Origin of the sequence: Pseudomonas sp. D4-21, assembly GCF_051132125.1 — a bacterium.
Lineage (GTDB): Bacteria > Pseudomonadota > Gammaproteobacteria > Pseudomonadales > Pseudomonadaceae > Aquipseudomonas.
In genome coordinates, this window is record NZ_CP071664.1 from 1,598,483 (window position 1) to 1,615,296 (window position 16,814).

The following is a 16,814-nucleotide window of genomic DNA, read 5'->3' on the forward strand; positions in this document are numbered from 1 at the left end:
GACGGGCGACCGGCGTGTGCCGGTCTGCCCGTCAGCGGTATTGCTGTGGATCGAGGCTTGCTCGGGTGGACTAGTTGGTCCGTGCACCTTGGGTGATCCAGGCGCCAATCAAATCGCGCTCCTGCTGGGTCATCTGGGTGATATTGCCCAGTGGCATGATCTGGGTGGTCACGGCCTGGGCCTGGATGCGCGCGGCTTCCTGCTGGATCTGCTGTGGCGTATCGAACATCACCCCGCCCGGCGCCGCGCTGAACAGCGGGCTGGTGGGCTTGGCCGAATGGCAGACCGAGCAGCGTTCCTGGATCACGCTGTGGACTTTATCGAATGACGGGCCCTGGGCATTGGCAGCCTGGGCAGGCGCGGGCGCCTGCGCTGGTACTGCGGGTTTGGCGCCGCCGCCCACCGCCGTCTCCGGCAGTGGCTGATACTCGATCACGCCGGGAACCTTCGCGACTTCCGGCGCGCCAGGCATCGGCTTGGGACCTGTGACATAAGCCAGGCAGATCATCGCCAAGGCGCCCACCGGCAACGTCCAGGCAAACCGATTGCTGTCATGACGCGTGTTGAAGTAATGCCGCACCAACACCGCCGCCACTGCGATACCCGCCAGGATCAGCCAGTTGTATTGGCTGCCGTAGGTGCTTGGGAAGTGGTTGCTGATCATGATGAACAGCACCGGCAGGGTGAAGTAGTTGTTGTGGCGCGAACGCAACAGGCCTTTGGCCGGCAGCGCCGGGTCGGGGGTGCGGTTCTCGGCGATAGCCGCCACCAGCGCACGCTGGGCCGGCATGATGATGCGGAACACGTTGCCGACCATGATCGTACCGATGACGGCACCGACATGCAGGTAGGCGCCGCGACCGCTGAACACCTTGCTGAAGCCATAGGCCGCGGCGATCAACAGCACGAACAGAATCAGGCCGAGCAGGGCGGGGCGCTTGCCCAGGGCCGAATCGCAGAGAAAGGAATAGATGAACCAGCCGACCAACAACGAGCCGAGGCCCAGGGCGACGCCTTCAGGGCCGCTCAGGCTGCTGCCGGGGGCCAGCAGGTAGACGGTCGGGTTCCAATAGAACACCACGCACAACAGTGCGATGCCCGACATCCAGGTGAAGTAGGCTTCCCACTTGAACCAGTGCAGGTTGTCCGGCATGGCCGGTGGTGCGAGTTTGTATTTTTCCAGGTGATAGATACCGCCACCGTGGATGGCCCACAAGTCGCCGGCCAGGCCGCTCTTGGGGTTGACGCGATTGAGGTTGTTTTCCAGCCAGACGAAGTAGAACGACGCGCCGATCCAGGCTACGCCAGTGATCATATGAACCCAGCGAATGCTCAGGTTCAGCCATTCCAGCATATGTGCTTCCACAGTCTTTACCTCTCGCCCGTCACGCTTGTTTTCGCGTGATCGGACCTTCTCTTATTGGTGGGGGGCGAGGATCAAAAACTCATCCTCTTTGAAAAAATGCTCATCGCAGTTGTTGCCTGTGCCACTGCGATCAACCACCAGGAAGTCATCCCGCTTTTCGATCGTCAGCACCGGGTGGTGCCAGACGCCGCGATGGTAATTGATGCCCTGCCTGCCGTTGGTGACGAAGGCGCGGACCAAGCCTGATACAGGTGCATCGCCAAGTGGCGCGACCACGATCAGAAAGGGGTTGCCGAGCAGCGGAATGAAGGCCTGGCTGCCCAGCGGATGGCGCTCCAGCATGCGCACGGTCAGTGGCATCTCCAGCGCGTCGGCGCGGAAGATGCTGATGATCGCCTTGTCGTCCGGCGTGGCGGTTTCTACCGTCGCCAGGCGATGAAAGCGCATGGTCGAACCGTTGTTGATCATGAAGTGATCGCTGCCGTCGGTTTCGATCACGTCACCGAACGGGGCGAAGGCTTCTTTGGTCAATGGTTCGATCTTGAGAGTGCGCATGCTGGTCTTCTTTACCTTGAATTCATTGTTGTCTGTTCTATTGCTATCGCGAGCAGGCTCGCTCCCACATTTGACCGCCTACCCTGTGGGAGCGAGCCCTGCTCGCGATTGGCTTCACCGCTATTTAGCGACCTTGCCAAGCACCCGCAGGCGACTCACGCCACCATCCGGGAACACGTTCAGGCGGATATGGGTGATTGGCCCCAGCGCCTTGATCTGTTCGGCGAAGGTGTGTTCGGCGTGCATTTCCAGCTTCTGGCTCGGCAGCAGCTCGCGCCAGAACAGCGATTGGGTTTCGATCTGGCTGTCGGTGCCACCTTTGACGAATGCGCCCTGGATCGAGCAGCTGTCCGGGTAATTGCCCTTGAAGTGCAGGGTGTCGACGACGACTTGTTCAACGATACCGGCATGGCCCAGGGCGACGATTACCCAGTCATTGCCAGGCGTGCGACGACGGGCGGTTTCCCAGCCATCGCCCATGTTAATGCCGCGGCCCGGGTTGAGAATGTTGCTCATGCGGCCGAAGTGCTCGTCGGAGCAGGCCAGGGCGCGCCCGCCATTGAGGGCGGCGGCCAGGTCGATCTGTTCGTTGTCGCCCACGGCGGACCAGTCGCGATACGGAACACCATAGACCCGCAGGCGAGCCACGCCGCCATCCGGATAAATGTTGAAGCGCAGATGGCTGAATGCTTGCTCGTTGCTGATTTCGTGGTAGTGGTGGCTGTTGCCTTGCAGCTCGACGGCCGACAGCACTTCAGTCCATTGGGTGTTTTCGTCCGGCTCGCCTTCGGCCAGGAAGCAGGCTTCCAGGGAAGCCGATGGCGGGTAGTTGCCGGTGAAGAATGAAGTGTCGATGTCCACGCCCTTGATCGAGCCCGGCACGCCCAGGCGGATCACCGCGCTGTCGTAGCCTTCGAAGCGCTTGCGGCGCGACTCCCAGCCATCCATCCACTTGCCGTTGTCATCGAACACGCCCTCCTTCCACACGGCCGGGGTCGGCTGGAACAGGCGGTTGGCGTCGGCGAACCAGTCGTCGGTGACCGAGATGATCTTGGTGCCCAGACGGGCGTCGGCCAGGTTGACGAACTTTTCGAACGGTACGGCGTAAGCTTTCATTCTTCTTGTCTGCCTTTGATAAGTTGGCTGGGGATGCTTGCAGGACCTGTCTTCAGGAGCCGCTCGCTAAAGGGTCAGTAATCGGAACAACGCGATCTTGTTGATCTCTGCCAGCGCGCATTTGAATTCGGCGTCTGCCGAGTGGTGGATGCGCGTCTCGAACGCGGCGAGGATCTGGTGCCGGTTGCTGCCTTTTACCGCCATGATGAAGGGAAACTTGAACTTGGCTTTATAGGCCTCGTTCAGCTCGGTGAAGCGCTGGAACTCTTCGGCCGTGCATTGGTGGATACCGGCGCCAGCCTGTTCGTTGGTGCTGGCTTCGGTCAGTTGTCCCTGGACGGCGGCTTTGCCGGCCAGGTCCGGGTGAGCGTTGATCAGGGCCAGTTGGCTGGCGTGATCGGCACTCAACAGGATGTCGCTCATGCGCTGGTGCAGGGTTTCGATCTCGTCGATCGAAGGGTCCTGGCCCAGGTCGAAGGCCTTTTCGGCCACCCATGGCGAATGTTCGTAAATGTCAGCGAAGGCTTTGACGAACGCTTCGCGGCTCAAGGTGGAAGGCTTGAGGGTTTGGAAAGCGGTCATTTGGACGCTCCCTGATACGGATGGGTCTGCTGCCAATGGCGAGCGATGTCGACGCGGCGACTGAACCACACCTGCTCATGACCCTTGACGTATTCGAGGAAACGCTTGAGGGAGGCCAGGCGCGCGGGGCGGCCGATCAGGCGGCAATGCAGGCCGATGGAAAGCATCTTCGGCGCTTCGGCGCCTTCGGCATACAACACGTCGAAAGCGTCCTTGAGGTACTGGAAGAAATCGTCGCCCTTGTTGAAACCCTGCACTTGGGTGAAGCGCATGTCATTGGTGTCCAGGGTGTAAGGGATGACCAGGTGCGCCTTGCCGGTGGGGTTGTTTGGCTCCCAGTAGGGCAGGTCGTCGTCGTAGGTGTCGCTGTCGTAGAGGAAGCCGCCTTCTTCCATCACTAGCCGGCGGGTGTTCGGGCCGGTGCGGCCGGTGTACCAGCCCAGCGGACGCTCGCCAGTGATTTCGGTGAGGATGCGGATCGCTTCGAGCATGTGCTCGCGTTCCTGGGCCTCGTCCATATATTGGTAATCGATCCAGCGATAGCCATGGCTGCAGATTTCGTGGCCGGCGGCGACCATCGCGCGAATCACGTCCGGATGACGCTGGGCAGCCATGGCCACGGCGAAGATGGTCAGTGGTATATCGAACTCCTTGAACAGCTTGAGGATCCGCCAGACCCCTGCGCGGCTGCCATACTCGTACAGCGACTCCATGCTCATGTTGCGCTCGCCCTGCAGCGGTTGCGCCGCGACCATCTCCGAAAGGAACGCTTCGGACTCCTTGTCGCCATGCAACACGTTGCGCTCGCCACCTTCCTCATAGTTGAGTACGAAGGAGAGGGCGATGCGGGCATTGCCCGGCCATTGGGGATGGGGAGGGTTACTGCCGTAACCGATCAGGTCGCGTGGGTAGTCAGCGCTCACTGCAGTCTTCCTTCTTGTTCGAACCATGTAGGTGGCGCCCTGGCGATGGATATCGGGCTGGCGTCACGACGATGGACTGATTGTATACAACTTTGTCTTCGACTTGTAAGCCTGTTTTTTGCATTTTTTACCGCCAACGTTGCCGTATCGGTGCTGCAAGAAACTTGCCTACCCAGTCAGCTAATGTTGCATAAGCCCTTATATGCCTGGGGTTGGGGTAAAAACAAATGACGATTGCCGTGGTTGGCGAAGTGAAGCAGATATCTGTTTTTTATTGTGTACAATTCAGCTTTAAAGTGTCTTAATTCGCTCACTGCCGTGATCTTTCGTGCTTCGAAATGGTGCGGCTTGTCTTTCAACTGATTCAGGAGGCGCCGTGCCTGGCTGTTCCGCATCCGGGCACGCACAATCGATGGGACGTCTGACTACACACGTTTTAGATGCCGCACACGGCTGTCCAGGCAGCGCGATCAAGATCGAACTGTATCGCGTCGAAGGTTCAGAACTGCAACGGGTTGCCAGTGCAGTGACCAACAGCGATGGCCGTTGTGACGCACCACTGCTGCAAGGAGACGACTACCGCAGCGGGGTCTACCAGATCCAATTCCACGCCGGCGATTACTACCGCGCCCGTGGCGTGCAACTGTCCGAGCCGGCCTTCCTGGATGTGGTGGTGCTGCGCTTTGGCATTTCGCAAGAGCAGGAGCATTACCATGTGCCGTTGCTGATTTCGCCCTACGCCTATTCAACCTATCGAGGCAGCTGAGCCCCCAAGCAGCTGCCTTGCCCTGGAAGCGACTGCGCATAGAGCTTCTTTGGTTTTTAGCCCGCTCACACTGCGGGCTTTTTTTCGCCTATCAAATAGGCGAGGGCCTTATCGCGAGCAAGCTCGCTTCCACAATCGAATGCGTTTCAACTGTGGGAGCGAGCCTGCTCGCGAAGATTTTTTTCTCAGCGGCTCAGCAAGGAGGCCGCCCCGGCCCCGCTGAACAACCCGGCGCTGACCCGGTTGAACCAGCTCTGGCCCTTGCCCGTGCGCAGATAGCGGGCAGCGCCATGGGCACCGAGGCCATACGCCAGCTTGCAGAGCAGGTCGAGCACGGTCCAAGTGGCGATCATCACCAGCAGTTGCGGCAAGAACGGCTGCTCGGCACTCAGGAATTGCGGCAGGAATGCCGCGAAGAAAAGGATGTCCTTCGGGTTGCTCGCGCCGAGTACGAACGCACGGCCGAACAGCGCGCGGAAACGCGGAATGGGGGCGGCTTGCGGTACCTCGGCACCCTGGGAAGGCTGGCGCGATTGCTGCCAGCTCTGCCAGGCGAGGTAGAACAGGTACAGCGCGCCGACGATTTTCAAGGCGCTGAACAACTGCTCCGACGCCAGCAACAGGGCACCGAGCCCCAGCGCCGACGCACTCAACAAGCAGATCGATGCCACCACTCCACCAAGGAAAGCCGGGTAGGATCGGCGCAAGCCGTAGTTCAGGCTGTTGCTGATCATCAGTAACGATAACGGGCCGGGGATAAGGATTACCACCAACGCGGCACCACTGAACAACAACCAGGTTTCCAGATTCATTGCTTTGCTCCTGACGTACAAAAGCCCCACCCGACAGGGTGAGGCGGGTAAGGCTCGTGCCGCTTACAAGAAGATGAACTTGGCGATAAAGATCGCACAAAGCACCCAGAGACTGACGGATATTTCCTTGTGTTTACCGGTGCCAGCCTTGAGCACGACGTAAGTGATGAAGCCGAGCGCGATGCCATCGGCGACCGAGAACGTCAGAGGCATCATGATGGCGGTGACGATCGCTGGAATGCTGTCGGTCGCTTCGTCCCATTCGATATGGGCCATGCCACCCATCATCAGCATGGCGACATAGATCAGGGCGCCGGCTGTCGCATAAGCAGGGATCATCCCGGCCAGCGGCGCGAAGAACATGGCGGCGATGAACAGCACACCGACCGTGACTGCGGTAAGGCCCGTGCGGCCACCGGCCGCGACTCCGGCGGCGCTTTCCACGTAGCTGGTCACGGGCGGCACGCCGACCATGGCGCCGAACACGCTGGAGGCGCTGTCCGCCTTCAACGCCTTGGACAGGTTTTCGATCTTGCCATCCGGTTTCACCAGGCCGGCGCGCTGGGCCACGCCCATCAGCGTCCCGGCGGTATCGAACATATGTACGAACAGGAAAGCCAGCACCACGCTGATCATGCTGACGTTGAATACACCGGCCACGTCCATGGCCATCCAGGTCGGTGCCAGGCTGGGCGGCGTGGACATCACGCCGTTGTATTGCACCAGCCCCAGGCCCCAACCGGCCAGGGTCACGGCGATGATGCTGATGAGGATCGCGCCGAACACGCGGTGGTAGCTCAGCACGGCAATCATCAGGAAGCATACGGCAGCCAGCAGCGGTCCCGGTTCATGCAGCGAGCCCAGCTTGATCAGCGTGGCGGGGCTGTCGACGATGATGCCGGCGGTTTTCAGGCCGATCAGCCCGAGAAACAGCCCGACCCCCGCGCCCATCGCGTAGCGCAGGCTCACCGGGATACTGTTGAGCAGCCATTCACGCACCCGTGACAAGGTCAGGAACATGAACAGCACGCCGGAAATAAACACCGCGCCCAAGGCGGTTTCCCAGTTGTAGCCCATGGTGCCGACCACGGTGTAAGTGAAAAAGGCGTTTAATCCCATGCCCGGCGCGAGGCCCACCGGCCAGTTCGCGTAGAGGCCCATCAGCAGGCAACCCAGGGCGGCGGCAATGCAGGTGGCGACGAACGCGGCGCCATGATCGATGCCCGCGTCGGCCATGATGTTGGGGTTGACGAAAATGATGTAGGCCATGGTGATGAAAGTCGTCACACCGGCAATCAACTCGGTCTTCACCGTGGTGCCATGCAAGCTGAGTTTGAAGATGCGCTCCAGCCAGCCACTGCGTGATGGCGGCGAAAGATCCAAGGTCTGGGCTTCGGGTTTGCGGCTTTCCACAGCGAGTACTCCTCAAGAGTTTTATTGTTATTTCCGGCACCGCACGCCCCCTGAGGGTGGCGGCGAGGCATTGAGGCAGGTAAGGCTGGCGTAGTAGTTGACTTGTTGGTCAGGAACTCGCACGAAGCGAATTATGCTTTTGTATACAAATAAAGCAAATAATGTTTTCTGTTTTGTTGACGAAATTTCGAGCGATAGGGATATATCCCTTCTGCGGACGCTATCGCGAGTGAGCTCGCTCACACAGTGGGCTGTGATGAATGCGAGATTTGTGATCACCGCTGAACGCTGTGGGAGCGAGTTTGCTCGCGATAGCGTTGGACCAGACGCTTTCACTCGCCAGATTTACCCAAGGCCAGGTTCACCGCCAGCCAGCCATCCACCGCCGCTTCCCCGGCCTCGGCAAACACCCGCTCCAGCAATTTCACTTGTTCGCGGCGCAGCGCCTGTTCGAATCGCTGGCCCTCGGCGGTCAGCTCCAACAATCGTTTGCGCTTGTCGGCCTCGGACGCGACGCTGTTGACCAGATGCATTTCCATCAATTGCCGCAATGGCATGTTCAATGCCTGTTTGGTCACGCCCAGCAGCGCCAGCAACTCCTTGACGCTCAAGGATGGGTAACGGGCGATGAAAAAGACGATGCGCTGATGCACTCGGCTCAAGCCCCGGCGTTCGAGCATTTCATCGGCCTTGGCGGTGAAAGCCTGGTAACCAAAGAAGAATGCTTCCATGGCCATTTGCTGGGAGGTGGGGTTTTTAAGGTCAAGCATATTGACGTTTCCAGAAAGAGCGGGGTAATTTCAGTCAAGCAGTTTGACTTATATTTCCAACGCTTCGCTACAGGTGACCCCATGGCTTTTTCCGAACGTGTCTCGCGCCTCAAAAGTTCTCTTATCCGCGAAATCCTCGCCGCGGCGCAGCGCCCGGAAGTGATGTCGTTCGCCGGTGGCCTGCCGGCCGAAGCCATGTTGCCAAAAGTGGAGTGGGCGGCGATGCCGTTGTCCATGGGGCAATACGGCATGAGCGAAGGTGAGCCGGCCCTGCGCGAAGCGTTGGCGGCGCAGGCGCGGTCGTTAGGGCTGGCTTGTGAGGCGAGCCAGGTTTTGGTGGTCAGCGGTTCCCAGCAAACCCTCGACCTGACGGCGAAGTTGTACATCGACGTCGGCACCGAGGTGATGCTCGAGGCACCTACCTACCTGGCGGCCTTGCAGATCTTCCAACTGTTCGGCGCCGACTGCATCACCGTCCCCCTTGAGGCGGATGGCCCGGACCTGGAACAACTGCGGGCGCGCCTGGAGCGGCATCGCCCGGCGTTCATCTACCTGATCCCGACGTTCCAGAATCCATCGGCGGTACGCTACAGCGAGGCCAAGCGCGATGCCGTGGCGGCGCTGCTGGATGAATTCGGCGTGACCCTGGTCGAAGACGAACCCTATCGCGAACTGACCTTCGACGGTGGCAGCGCCACGCCAATCGCCAGTCGCTTGAAAACGGCCAGCTGGATCTACACCGGCACCGTGTCGAAAACCCTGCTGCCGGGGCTGCGCGTGGGTTACCTGATCGCCAGTCCGGACCTGTTCCCGCACCTGCTGCGGCTCAAGCAGTCGGCGGACCTGCACACCAATCGCATCGGCCAATGGCAGGCGCTGCAGTGGATTGGCACCGAGCAATATCGCCGCCATATGCAGGAGTTGAGAGATTTCTATCGGGATCGGCGCGACCGCTTCGAGGCTGCATTGCAAAGGCATTTTGCCGACATCGCCGATTGGAACACGCCCCAGGGTGGGCTATTTTTCTGGCTGACGCTCAAGCAACCGCTGGACACCCGCACCTTGCTCGCCGCAGCGCTGGCGGCTGACGTGGCGTTCATGCCAGGGGAACCGTTTTTCCCTGAGCCAGACAAGCATCCTGGCCACTTGCGCTTGAACTTCAGCCACATCGATCCGGCGCGACTGGATGAAGGGTTGAAGCGGTTGGCGGGGGTGGTACGGGGGGCGTTGGCGGCCAGGGCAGCCTGAGATATCCAGTGGATGGGCCGACCCCATCGCGAGCAAGCTCGTTCCCACAGGGGACCGTGCATGATTGCAGATTTGTAATCAGCACCAGCCTTCTGTGAGAGCGAGCTTGCTCGCGATGAGGCCTTGAAGCTCACTACAAAACAATCAGACCGCCGAAAACCGCTTATCCAGATAATCAATGATCACCTTGGATTCATACATCCAGGTGGTCTCGCCATTTTCTTCAATGCGCAGGCACGGCACCTTGATCCTGCCGCCCTGTTCCAGCAGCGTCTGGCGATCCTGCTCGTTGTTCTTGGCATCGCGCAAGGCCACCGGTACGTTCAGGCGACGCAGGGTCCTGCGAGTCTTCACGCAGAAGGGGCAGGCATGAAATTGATACAGGGTCAGGCTGCGAGCGGCCTGGTCGACTTGCGCCTGGGCGTCGGCCGGGCGCTGTTTCTTGCCGGGGCGGGTGATGAAATCGATAAGGATGATGAGCTGGCCCAGGCCAACTCGAAGCGCTTTGACGATCACGTTATAGCCTCACGGCAGGGAAGAAGAGGGCGCGCAGCTTACCTGATTTTTCGCAGGCGAAAAAAAACCGGCGATCAATGCCGGTTTTCTTCGAGCGACGTTTTTATTTGATCAGGCTTAGGAATTCCATGCGGGTCGCCGCATTTTCGCGGAATTCGCCCAGCATCACTGAAGTGATCATCGACGAGTTCTGCTTTTCCACACCGCGCATCATCATGCACATGTGCTTGGCCTCGATCACCACCGCCACGCCCAGGGCACCGGTCACCTGCTGGACCGCATCGGCGATCTGGCGACTGAGGTTTTCCTGGATCTGCAGGCGACGGGCGTACATATCGACGATGCGCGCGACCTTCGACAGGCCCAATACCTTGCCGCTCGGGATGTAGGCCACATGGGCCTTGCCGATAAACGGAAGCAAATGGTGTTCGCACAGCGAGTACAACTCGATGTCCTTGACCAGCACCATCTCGCTGTTGTCGGAGCTGAACAAGGCACCGTTGGTGACTTCTTCCAGGGTCTGTTCATAACCGCGGCAAAGGTACTGCATGGCCTTGGCAGCGCGCTTGGGCGTGTCGAGCAGGCCCTCGCGGGAAACGTCCTCGCCCAATTGGCCGAGAATCGCGGTGTAATTCTGTTCCAGAGACATGAAACTACCTGTGGGATTTTACGCAAAGGGCAAGGGTACGGTGGCGGACACGGCGCTGCAAGCTCGGCAATCGAGCGGTTACTCGTCGCGGCCTTCCATCATGGTGCGCTTGAGCATCACGTAGACCGCACCGGCGCCGCCGTGCTTCGCCTGGCAGGAGGTGAAGCCGAGCACTTGTGGGTGCTGGCGCAGCCAGGTGTTGACGTGGCTCTTGATCATGGGGCGCTTGCCGTCCAGCCGCACGGCTTTGCCGTGGGTGACGCGTACGCAGCGGATTTCGAATCTGGTGGCTTCGGCCAGGAAGGCCCAGAGGGTCTCCCGGGCTTTTTCGACGGTCATGCCGTGCAGGTCGAGGCTGCCTTCGAAGGGGATCTGGCCTACCTTCAGCTTGCGCATCTGGCTTTCCTGAACGCCGTCGCGCGCCCACATCAATTCATCTTCGGGGCCGACGTCGATGACGAACTGATCGGACAAGCCATCCACGGTTGTCGCGTCGGTGCGCACGGTTGCGGCCTGGCGCAGCTTGGCGATTTGTGCGCGATCGGCCTTGGGTTTGCCCGTTTCGGCGCGATCGTGTTTGATTGGTTTTACGCCCTGGATCGCACTTTTGAACAGGGAAAAGTCGTCGTCTTGCATGTCAGCCTCCGCGAAGGCCGGCCAGTTTACCCAACTCCCGGGGATTAGGGCGCGACAAAACGTCGGATGGCGGATCAGTCGTGTTTTTTCATCAGATGCGGAGCCATGGCCAGCTCCAGGGATTGGCGGGCGCGACGGCGGCAGCGCCGCCAGAGCCAGATGCCCAACAGCAGTACCAGCAGTCCGATTGCCAGGATGACCGCCGAACCCAGCGGTGTGGCGTTCAGCTCGCCCAGTGCGGGCGGGCGACCGAGTAGGCTTGCGGCGCCAGCCATCGCCAGTAGCACGCCGAGCGTCGCCAGCAGGGCCGCGATCCCCGCGCCGATACGAAATCGCCAGTTGCTCGGGCCCTTGGGCCGCAAGCGACGTGCGTCAAAACCATCGGATATCTTCATTCCGACCTTCCTCAATGGGTATCGGCCCTTCGACCGGAAGATGTTCGGGTTGTTCCTGATACTCCAGTAATTGAAGCAAATGAGAGGCTTTTGCGGATGAGCGGCGCAGCAGGCCGCTCATCGAGCGCTATCAGGTGAAATCGTGGGTCAAGGCCAGTGTGGCGAAGTTGTCTGCCATGATCGCCATTTCGGTCTGGTGCACGTGGTCGGCGCTGAGTACGCCGCCCTTGTGCGGCAGATCACGAGTGGCGCAGGCGTCCTCGACCAGGGTGCAACGAAAACCCAGGTTCTTGGCTGCCCGCACCGTGGTGCTGACGCTGGAGTGGCTCATGAAACCACAGACGATCAGGTCCAGGGGACCGAGGTCTTCCAGGCGCTTCTTCAGGTCAGTGCCGTGGAAAGCGCTCGGCAGCAGTTTTTCGATCACGGTTTCGTCGCCCTGGGGTTCAAGGCCCGGAATGAATTCGCCGCGCTCGCCCTGTGGATCGAACAGCCCGCCATGGGTGCCCAGGTGGCGCACATGTACGATCGGCCGGCCGGCGGCGCGGGCAGCGCCGAGCAATTGCTTGATGTTCGCGACCGCCGCATCCATGCCGCTCAGGGCGAGGGGGCCGGCGAGGTATTCTTTCTGGGCATCGATGATGATCAGGGTCGCTTGACTCAGGTTGGCCGCTGCGTAACCGCGGCCGCTGAGTTGAAACATCGTTTTTGGAACGGACATTCTGGGGCTCCTTCGAGTGGGGCTTTTGCGACATTGTCCTCTGGCGGAGCGGTTCTGTGAATCGCTTCCATCACAAGCACCGTCGTTGCTGGCCTACAGCCTTGTCAAGACAGGCATCTTGTTCAATAGGGTTGACGGAAAACGGAAGGATCCTACGATTGCAGCGATATTTACTGTCGTCCTTGGAGCGCGTTTGGGTAGGCATGCGTTTGGCTGGTAGACTCGCCCGTCGATTTTCCTGGAGTTTGCCGCCGTGATCACTTCCCGCCTTCGTACCCTGCGCGACCATATCCGTTGGGCCGTCAGCCGTTTCCATGGGGAGGATCTGTTCTTTGGCCATGGCACCGACAACGCCTGGGACGAAGCGCGCCAGCTAGTCCTGGGCGCGTTGCACCTGCCTTGGGAAATTGCCGACAGCTACCTGGACTGCCGTCTAGAAGACGAGGAGTTGGTGCATGTGCAGCGTCTGCTGCGCCGACGTATCGCTGAGCGCATTCCGGCCGCTTACCTGTTGGGCGAGGCCTGGTTCTGCGGCATGTCGTTCATCGTCGACGAACGCGTGCTGATTCCTCGTTCGCCCATTGGCGAGTTGATCGAAAAACGCTTCGAGCCTTGGCTGGGCCAGGAGCCCGCGCGAATCCTCGACTTGTGTACCGGCTCCGGTTGCATCGGGATTGCCTGCGCCTATGAGTTCCCCGAGGCCGAGGTGGTGTTGGCCGACCTGTCGTTCGAAGCGCTGGAAGTCGCCAACCAGAACATCGAGCGCCACGGTGTGGACGAACGGGTGTTTACCGTCCAGGGCGATGGTTTCGATGGGCTTCCTGGGCAACGTTTCGACCTGATCGTGTCGAACCCGCCCTACGTCGACGCGGAAGATTTCGCCGACATGCCTCAGGAATACCAGCACGAGCCTGAGCTGGGCCTGGCCTGTGGCGACGACGGTTTGAACCTGGTACGCCGGATGCTCGCCGAGGCGGCCGATCATCTGACGGACAAAGGATTGTTGATCGTCGAAGTGGGCAACAGCCAGGTTCATGTCGAGGCGCTTTATCCAGAAGTCGACTTCGCCTGGCTGGAGTTCGAGCGCGGTGGGCACGGCGTGTTCATGCTCAGCGCCGAGCAATGCCGTGAGCACCAGGCGTTGTTCGCTTCGCGGGTTTGACGCTGGCTGTGTGGGCGACCCCATTCGTGGCGAGGGGATAAATCCTCTCGCCACGGGAGTTGCGTCAGACACTTCTGAGCAGCCATCAATGCCGTGTAGCAATCCAGATCAGCAACCCGGCCTGGAACATCGCAAACGCCACCAGGCAGGTGATGGTGAAGCGCAGGCCCGTGTCTTCACGCTTGAACTTATTGACCTTCTCTTCCTGCTTCTGCAGCTTGACTTCCTGCTCCGCCAGATTCTGCTCGGCCTGTTGCAACATCTGCGCGGCTTCGAGAATCTCGACGAACTGCAGCTTCTCGGTGTTCCAGTCGCCCAGCAGCTCGCCAACCTGGGCTTGCTTGACGCTGCCCTTGAGGTGTTGGGCATCGGCGTAGACCACTTCGAAGCCGTGGGCTTTGAGGAAGTGATCACGACGCAAGCGGGTGTCTTCGTTCAGCGCGTCCTTATTGTTCAGGTCAGTGCCGTCAACCCGATAGGTCGACCAACGCTTCTTGGCCCAAGTGATGCCCTGGGCGGCGAGGAAGCGGCCAATGCCCCGGTTCAAGGGCTCGACTTGCAAGCTGTCGGGCGAGAAGAACAGGCGTTTCTCGACGTGGTCGGCCCACACGTCGAGGTGATTCTGTTCCTTGCGCACTCGCTGGCCGGGCAACTGAATGCTCATGCGCAGCAAGCTGCGTTCCTTGCTATGGCGCTCGGCATAGCTGAACTCGACAAACCGCAGCGGCCGCGCACCGGTGGCGCGATCGGTCTTGAGCGGGGCCAGCCGAAGCATCTTGTGATGTTCGGCCTCAACGTCCGTCCAAGGCAGCTCGGGCGCCGATGGGCCTGCTGGCGCGGCCGCTTCGGCGGCGATGTCGGGAGAAGTCTGAGTCTCAGTCATAACGGCAAAAATCCTGTCCAGGCCGGCTTGTCGGCAGCCATTGCGCTGTCCGACACCGGTTTATCGGCCGGATTTGCCAAGACTAGAGGGCTATAGGCCACCAAACGCGCTTAACGGGCGGCCAACGTGCCAATAAAACTCAGGATGTGGGCACTGAGCTCCGCCGCCAGGGGCAGGTTCGGATCCTTGTAGGAGGCCAGTTGCCGCTTGACGTCGTTGGGCACGATGCGCATCACATGGTTCATGCCCTTGATCAGCGCCAGTTCGGCGTCGGGCTTGGCCACTTTCAATTGCCGGGCATCGTCGACGCTGACTTGGATATCGTGGCTGCCCTGGATGATCAGCGCCGGCATTTTCAGGGCTGCGAAGGCCTGGGCCGGATCCTGGCGGAACAGCGAGATCAAGTAAGGCTGCACGCTGGGGCGAAAGATGACCTGCAGTTGCGCAGGAACATTCGGGTCGGGACGGCCGGCCTTGAGGCTGTCGAGCAACTCGTTGCTGCGCAGCATCAGCGGCGGTGGCAGGCGGGCGCTGAGTTGCTGGCGCAAGACCTCGTCGATGGGGCGCGCGCTGCCGGCCACCGAGATGACCGCCGCCGCGTTGGCCTGGGGCGCGGCGAGGCTGGCGATCAGCGCCCCTTCGCTGTGGCCCAGCAGGATCAGTGGGCCCAGGCGAGGATCGGCGGCCAGCTTGTGGCTCCAGGCCACGGCGTCGGCTACGTAGGCTTCGACGCTCAGGTTGCGTTCGTCCGGTGTGGCGGCGAGGCTGGCGGCCACCCCGCGCTTGTCGTAGCGCACGCTGGCGATGTTCTGCCGGGCCAACACCCAGGCCAGGCGCTTGAGGCTGTCATTGCGCCCGCCTTCGGGGTTGTTTCCGTCACGATCCGTAGGGCCTGAGCCAGAAATGATCAGGACGACGGGCACCGGCGTGTCGGACTTTGGCAGCAGCAGGGAGCCGAAAAGTTCACCGTTGCCGGTGTCGAGGCTGATGGGACGTTGCAGGACGGTGGCCTGGGCGACGCCGCAGACCAGGCCCGTGAAGAGGGTAAGGCTCAACACAAACAGTTTTAACATCATGACGCCATGAGTTGCGAAGGTGCCGGTTGGACTGGCGGGCACTGATAAGGTTCGAGGATGAACTACTCGGGGAGCCTGCGTATACTGGCGCCCATCTCGATTTCTCAGCGATTTCTCGGAGCACCCTGCATGTCCGGCAATACCTACGGCAAGCTGTTCACCGTCACCACCGCGGGCGAAAGCCATGGCCCGGCGTTGGTCGCCATTGTCGACGGCTGCCCGCCGGGCCTGGAGATTTCCCTGGACGACCTTCAGCGTGACCTGGACCGCCGCAAGCCCGGCACCAGCCGCCACACCACCCAGCGCCAGGAAGCCGATGAGGTCGAAATCCTTTCCGGCGTCTTCGAGGGGCGCACCACCGGCTGTGCCATTGGCCTGCTGATCCGTAACACCGACCAGAAGTCCAAGGACTACTCGGCCATCAAGGATCTGTTCCGCCCGGCTCACGCCGACTACACCTACCATCACAAGTACGGCGAGCGCGACTACCGCGGCGGCGGGCGCAGCTCGGCCCGGGAAACCGCGATGCGCGTGGCGGCCGGGGCGATCGCCAAGAAATACCTGGCCAGCCAGGGCATCGTCATCCGCGGCTACATGAGCCAACTGGGCCCGATCGAAATTCCGTTCAAGACCTGGGACTCGGTCGAACAGAATGCCTTCTTCAGCCCCGACCCGGACAAGGTGCCGGAGTTGGAGGCCTACATGGACCAGCTGCGCCGGGACCAGGATTCGGTTGGCGCGAAGATCACCGTGGTCGCCGAAGGCGTGATGCCTGGCCTTGGCGAGCCGATCTTTGACCGTCTCGACGCCGAGCTGGCCCACGCGCTGATGAGCATCAACGCGGTGAAGGGCGTGGAAATCGGCGCCGGTTTCGCCTGCGTCGCCCAGCGCGGCACCGAACATCGTGACGAACTGACGCCACAAGGTTTCCTGAGCAATAACGCCGGTGGGATTCTCGGCGGCATCTCGTCGGGCCAGCCGATCGTCGCGCACCTGGCCTTGAAGCCGACGTCCAGCATCACCACGCCGGGGCGCTCCATCGATATCCATGGCAACCCGGTGGACGTCATCACCAAGGGCCGCCATGATCCGTGCGTGGGCATCCGCGCCACGCCGATCGCCGAAGCGATGATGGCCATCGTGCTGATGGATCATCTGTTGCGCCATCGCGGCCAGAATGCCGACGTTCACGTCGGCACCCCGGTGCTGGGTCAGCTTTGATGGC

General features: G+C 60.9%; 19 protein-coding genes. 4 read left to right on the forward strand and 15 right to left on the reverse strand.

Annotation, left to right across the window (positions count from 1 at the left end; translation table 11 throughout):
- Positions 1-70: 70 nt before the first annotated feature.
- The 5 genes from J3Q04_RS07165 to puuE all read right to left on the reverse strand — a co-directional run bounded on the left by J3Q04_RS07165 (position 71) and on the right by puuE (position 4,542).
- Positions 71-1,366, reverse strand: coding sequence for a urate hydroxylase PuuD (locus tag J3Q04_RS07165; RefSeq protein ID WP_434607215.1), 1,296 nt, complete (start codon positions 1,364-1,366; stop codon positions 71-73).
- A gap of 51 nt (positions 1,367-1,417) precedes the next feature.
- Positions 1,418-1,921 (reverse strand): ureidoglycolate lyase, encoded by a 504-nt coding sequence (locus tag J3Q04_RS07170; protein WP_025214983.1) that lies wholly within the window; start codon positions 1,919-1,921, stop codon positions 1,418-1,420.
- Positions 1,922-2,041: 120 nt separating this feature from the next.
- A complete protein-coding gene (gene alc, locus J3Q04_RS07175; RefSeq protein ID WP_434607213.1) occupies positions 2,042-3,037 on the reverse strand; it encodes an allantoicase in 996 nt (331 codons plus the stop codon).
- A 66-nt stretch (positions 3,038-3,103) separates the two neighbouring features.
- Positions 3,104-3,619 (reverse strand): 2-oxo-4-hydroxy-4-carboxy-5-ureidoimidazoline decarboxylase, encoded by a 516-nt coding sequence (gene uraD / locus J3Q04_RS07180; RefSeq protein WP_420766974.1) that lies wholly within the window; start codon positions 3,617-3,619, stop codon positions 3,104-3,106.
- On the reverse strand, positions 3,616-4,542 hold the full coding sequence (puuE, locus tag J3Q04_RS07185; RefSeq protein WP_420766973.1) for an allantoinase PuuE: 927 nt from the start codon (positions 4,540-4,542) through the stop codon (positions 3,616-3,618). The genes uraD and puuE overlap by 4 nt, the downstream gene beginning before the upstream one ends.
- A 412-nt stretch (positions 4,543-4,954) precedes the next feature.
- Between puuE and uraH the strand changes: the two genes are divergently transcribed.
- On the forward strand, positions 4,955-5,308 hold the full coding sequence (gene uraH, locus J3Q04_RS07190) for a hydroxyisourate hydrolase (RefSeq protein WP_420766972.1): 354 nt from the start codon (positions 4,955-4,957) through the stop codon (positions 5,306-5,308).
- A gap of 185 nt (positions 5,309-5,493) precedes the next feature.
- Here uraH and J3Q04_RS07195 read toward each other — a convergent pair whose 3' ends face one another.
- The 3 genes from J3Q04_RS07195 to J3Q04_RS07205 form a co-directional block, all read right to left on the reverse strand.
- A complete protein-coding gene (locus tag J3Q04_RS07195) occupies positions 5,494-6,120 on the reverse strand; it encodes a LysE family translocator (RefSeq protein ID WP_420766971.1) in 627 nt (208 codons plus the stop codon).
- 63 nt (positions 6,121-6,183) lie between these two features.
- A complete protein-coding gene (locus tag J3Q04_RS07200; RefSeq protein ID WP_434560115.1) occupies positions 6,184-7,533 on the reverse strand; it encodes an NCS2 family permease in 1,350 nt (449 codons plus the stop codon).
- Positions 7,534-7,865: 332 nt separating this feature from the next.
- Positions 7,866-8,303 (reverse strand): MarR family winged helix-turn-helix transcriptional regulator, encoded by a 438-nt coding sequence (locus tag J3Q04_RS07205; protein ID WP_420766969.1) that lies wholly within the window; start codon positions 8,301-8,303, stop codon positions 7,866-7,868.
- Between the two features lie 81 nt (positions 8,304-8,384).
- On the opposite strand from J3Q04_RS07205, the gene J3Q04_RS07210 reads away from it, so the two are divergent.
- Positions 8,385-9,551: a PLP-dependent aminotransferase family protein gene (locus tag J3Q04_RS07210; protein ID WP_434607207.1), complete on the forward strand. Its 1,167-nt coding sequence runs from the start codon at positions 8,385-8,387 to the stop codon at positions 9,549-9,551.
- A gap of 144 nt (positions 9,552-9,695) precedes the next feature.
- On the opposite strand, the gene J3Q04_RS07215 is transcribed toward J3Q04_RS07210, so the two are convergent.
- From J3Q04_RS07215 to J3Q04_RS07235, 5 genes are all read right to left on the reverse strand, one after another.
- Positions 9,696-10,067 carry a glutathione S-transferase N-terminal domain-containing protein gene (locus J3Q04_RS07215; protein ID WP_434560111.1) on the reverse strand — a complete coding sequence of 124 codons (372 nt, stop codon included), beginning with the start codon at positions 10,065-10,067 and terminating at the stop codon, positions 9,696-9,698.
- A 103-nt stretch (positions 10,068-10,170) separates the two neighbouring features.
- Entirely contained in the window at positions 10,171-10,716 is a 546-nt protein-coding gene (gene folE / locus J3Q04_RS07220; RefSeq protein ID WP_030142335.1) for a GTP cyclohydrolase I FolE, read from the reverse strand.
- A gap of 78 nt (positions 10,717-10,794) precedes the next feature.
- Entirely contained in the window at positions 10,795-11,352 is a 558-nt protein-coding gene (locus J3Q04_RS07225; RefSeq protein ID WP_045156639.1) for a Smr/MutS family protein, read from the reverse strand.
- A 74-nt stretch (positions 11,353-11,426) separates the two neighbouring features.
- Positions 11,427-11,747, reverse strand: coding sequence for a hypothetical protein (locus J3Q04_RS07230; RefSeq protein WP_420766966.1), 321 nt, complete (start codon positions 11,745-11,747; stop codon positions 11,427-11,429).
- A gap of 130 nt (positions 11,748-11,877) precedes the next feature.
- On the reverse strand, positions 11,878-12,468 hold the full coding sequence (locus J3Q04_RS07235; protein WP_420766965.1) for a cysteine hydrolase family protein: 591 nt from the start codon (positions 12,466-12,468) through the stop codon (positions 11,878-11,880).
- A gap of 253 nt (positions 12,469-12,721) precedes the next feature.
- On the opposite strand from J3Q04_RS07235, the gene prmB reads away from it, so the two are divergent.
- Positions 12,722-13,630, forward strand: coding sequence for a 50S ribosomal protein L3 N(5)-glutamine methyltransferase (prmB, locus tag J3Q04_RS07240; RefSeq protein ID WP_420766964.1), 909 nt, complete (start codon positions 12,722-12,724; stop codon positions 13,628-13,630).
- Positions 13,631-13,715: 85 nt separating this feature from the next.
- On the opposite strand, the gene J3Q04_RS07245 is transcribed toward prmB, so the two are convergent.
- Both J3Q04_RS07245 and J3Q04_RS07250 read right to left on the reverse strand, forming a co-directional pair.
- Complete coding sequence (locus J3Q04_RS07245; protein ID WP_420766963.1) at positions 13,716-14,513, reverse strand: hypothetical protein; 798 nt, start codon at positions 14,511-14,513, stop codon at positions 13,716-13,718.
- Between the two features lie 110 nt (positions 14,514-14,623).
- The gene (locus J3Q04_RS07250; RefSeq protein WP_434607203.1) at positions 14,624-15,589 is read right to left on the reverse strand and encodes an alpha/beta hydrolase; all 966 of its coding nucleotides are present in this window, start codon (positions 15,587-15,589) and stop codon (positions 14,624-14,626) included.
- Between the two features lie 129 nt (positions 15,590-15,718).
- Between J3Q04_RS07250 and aroC the strand changes: the two genes are divergently transcribed.
- On the forward strand, positions 15,719-16,810 hold the full coding sequence (aroC, locus tag J3Q04_RS07255; RefSeq protein ID WP_434560105.1) for a chorismate synthase: 1,092 nt from the start codon (positions 15,719-15,721) through the stop codon (positions 16,808-16,810).
- The last annotated feature ends 4 nt before the right edge of the window (positions 16,811-16,814 follow it).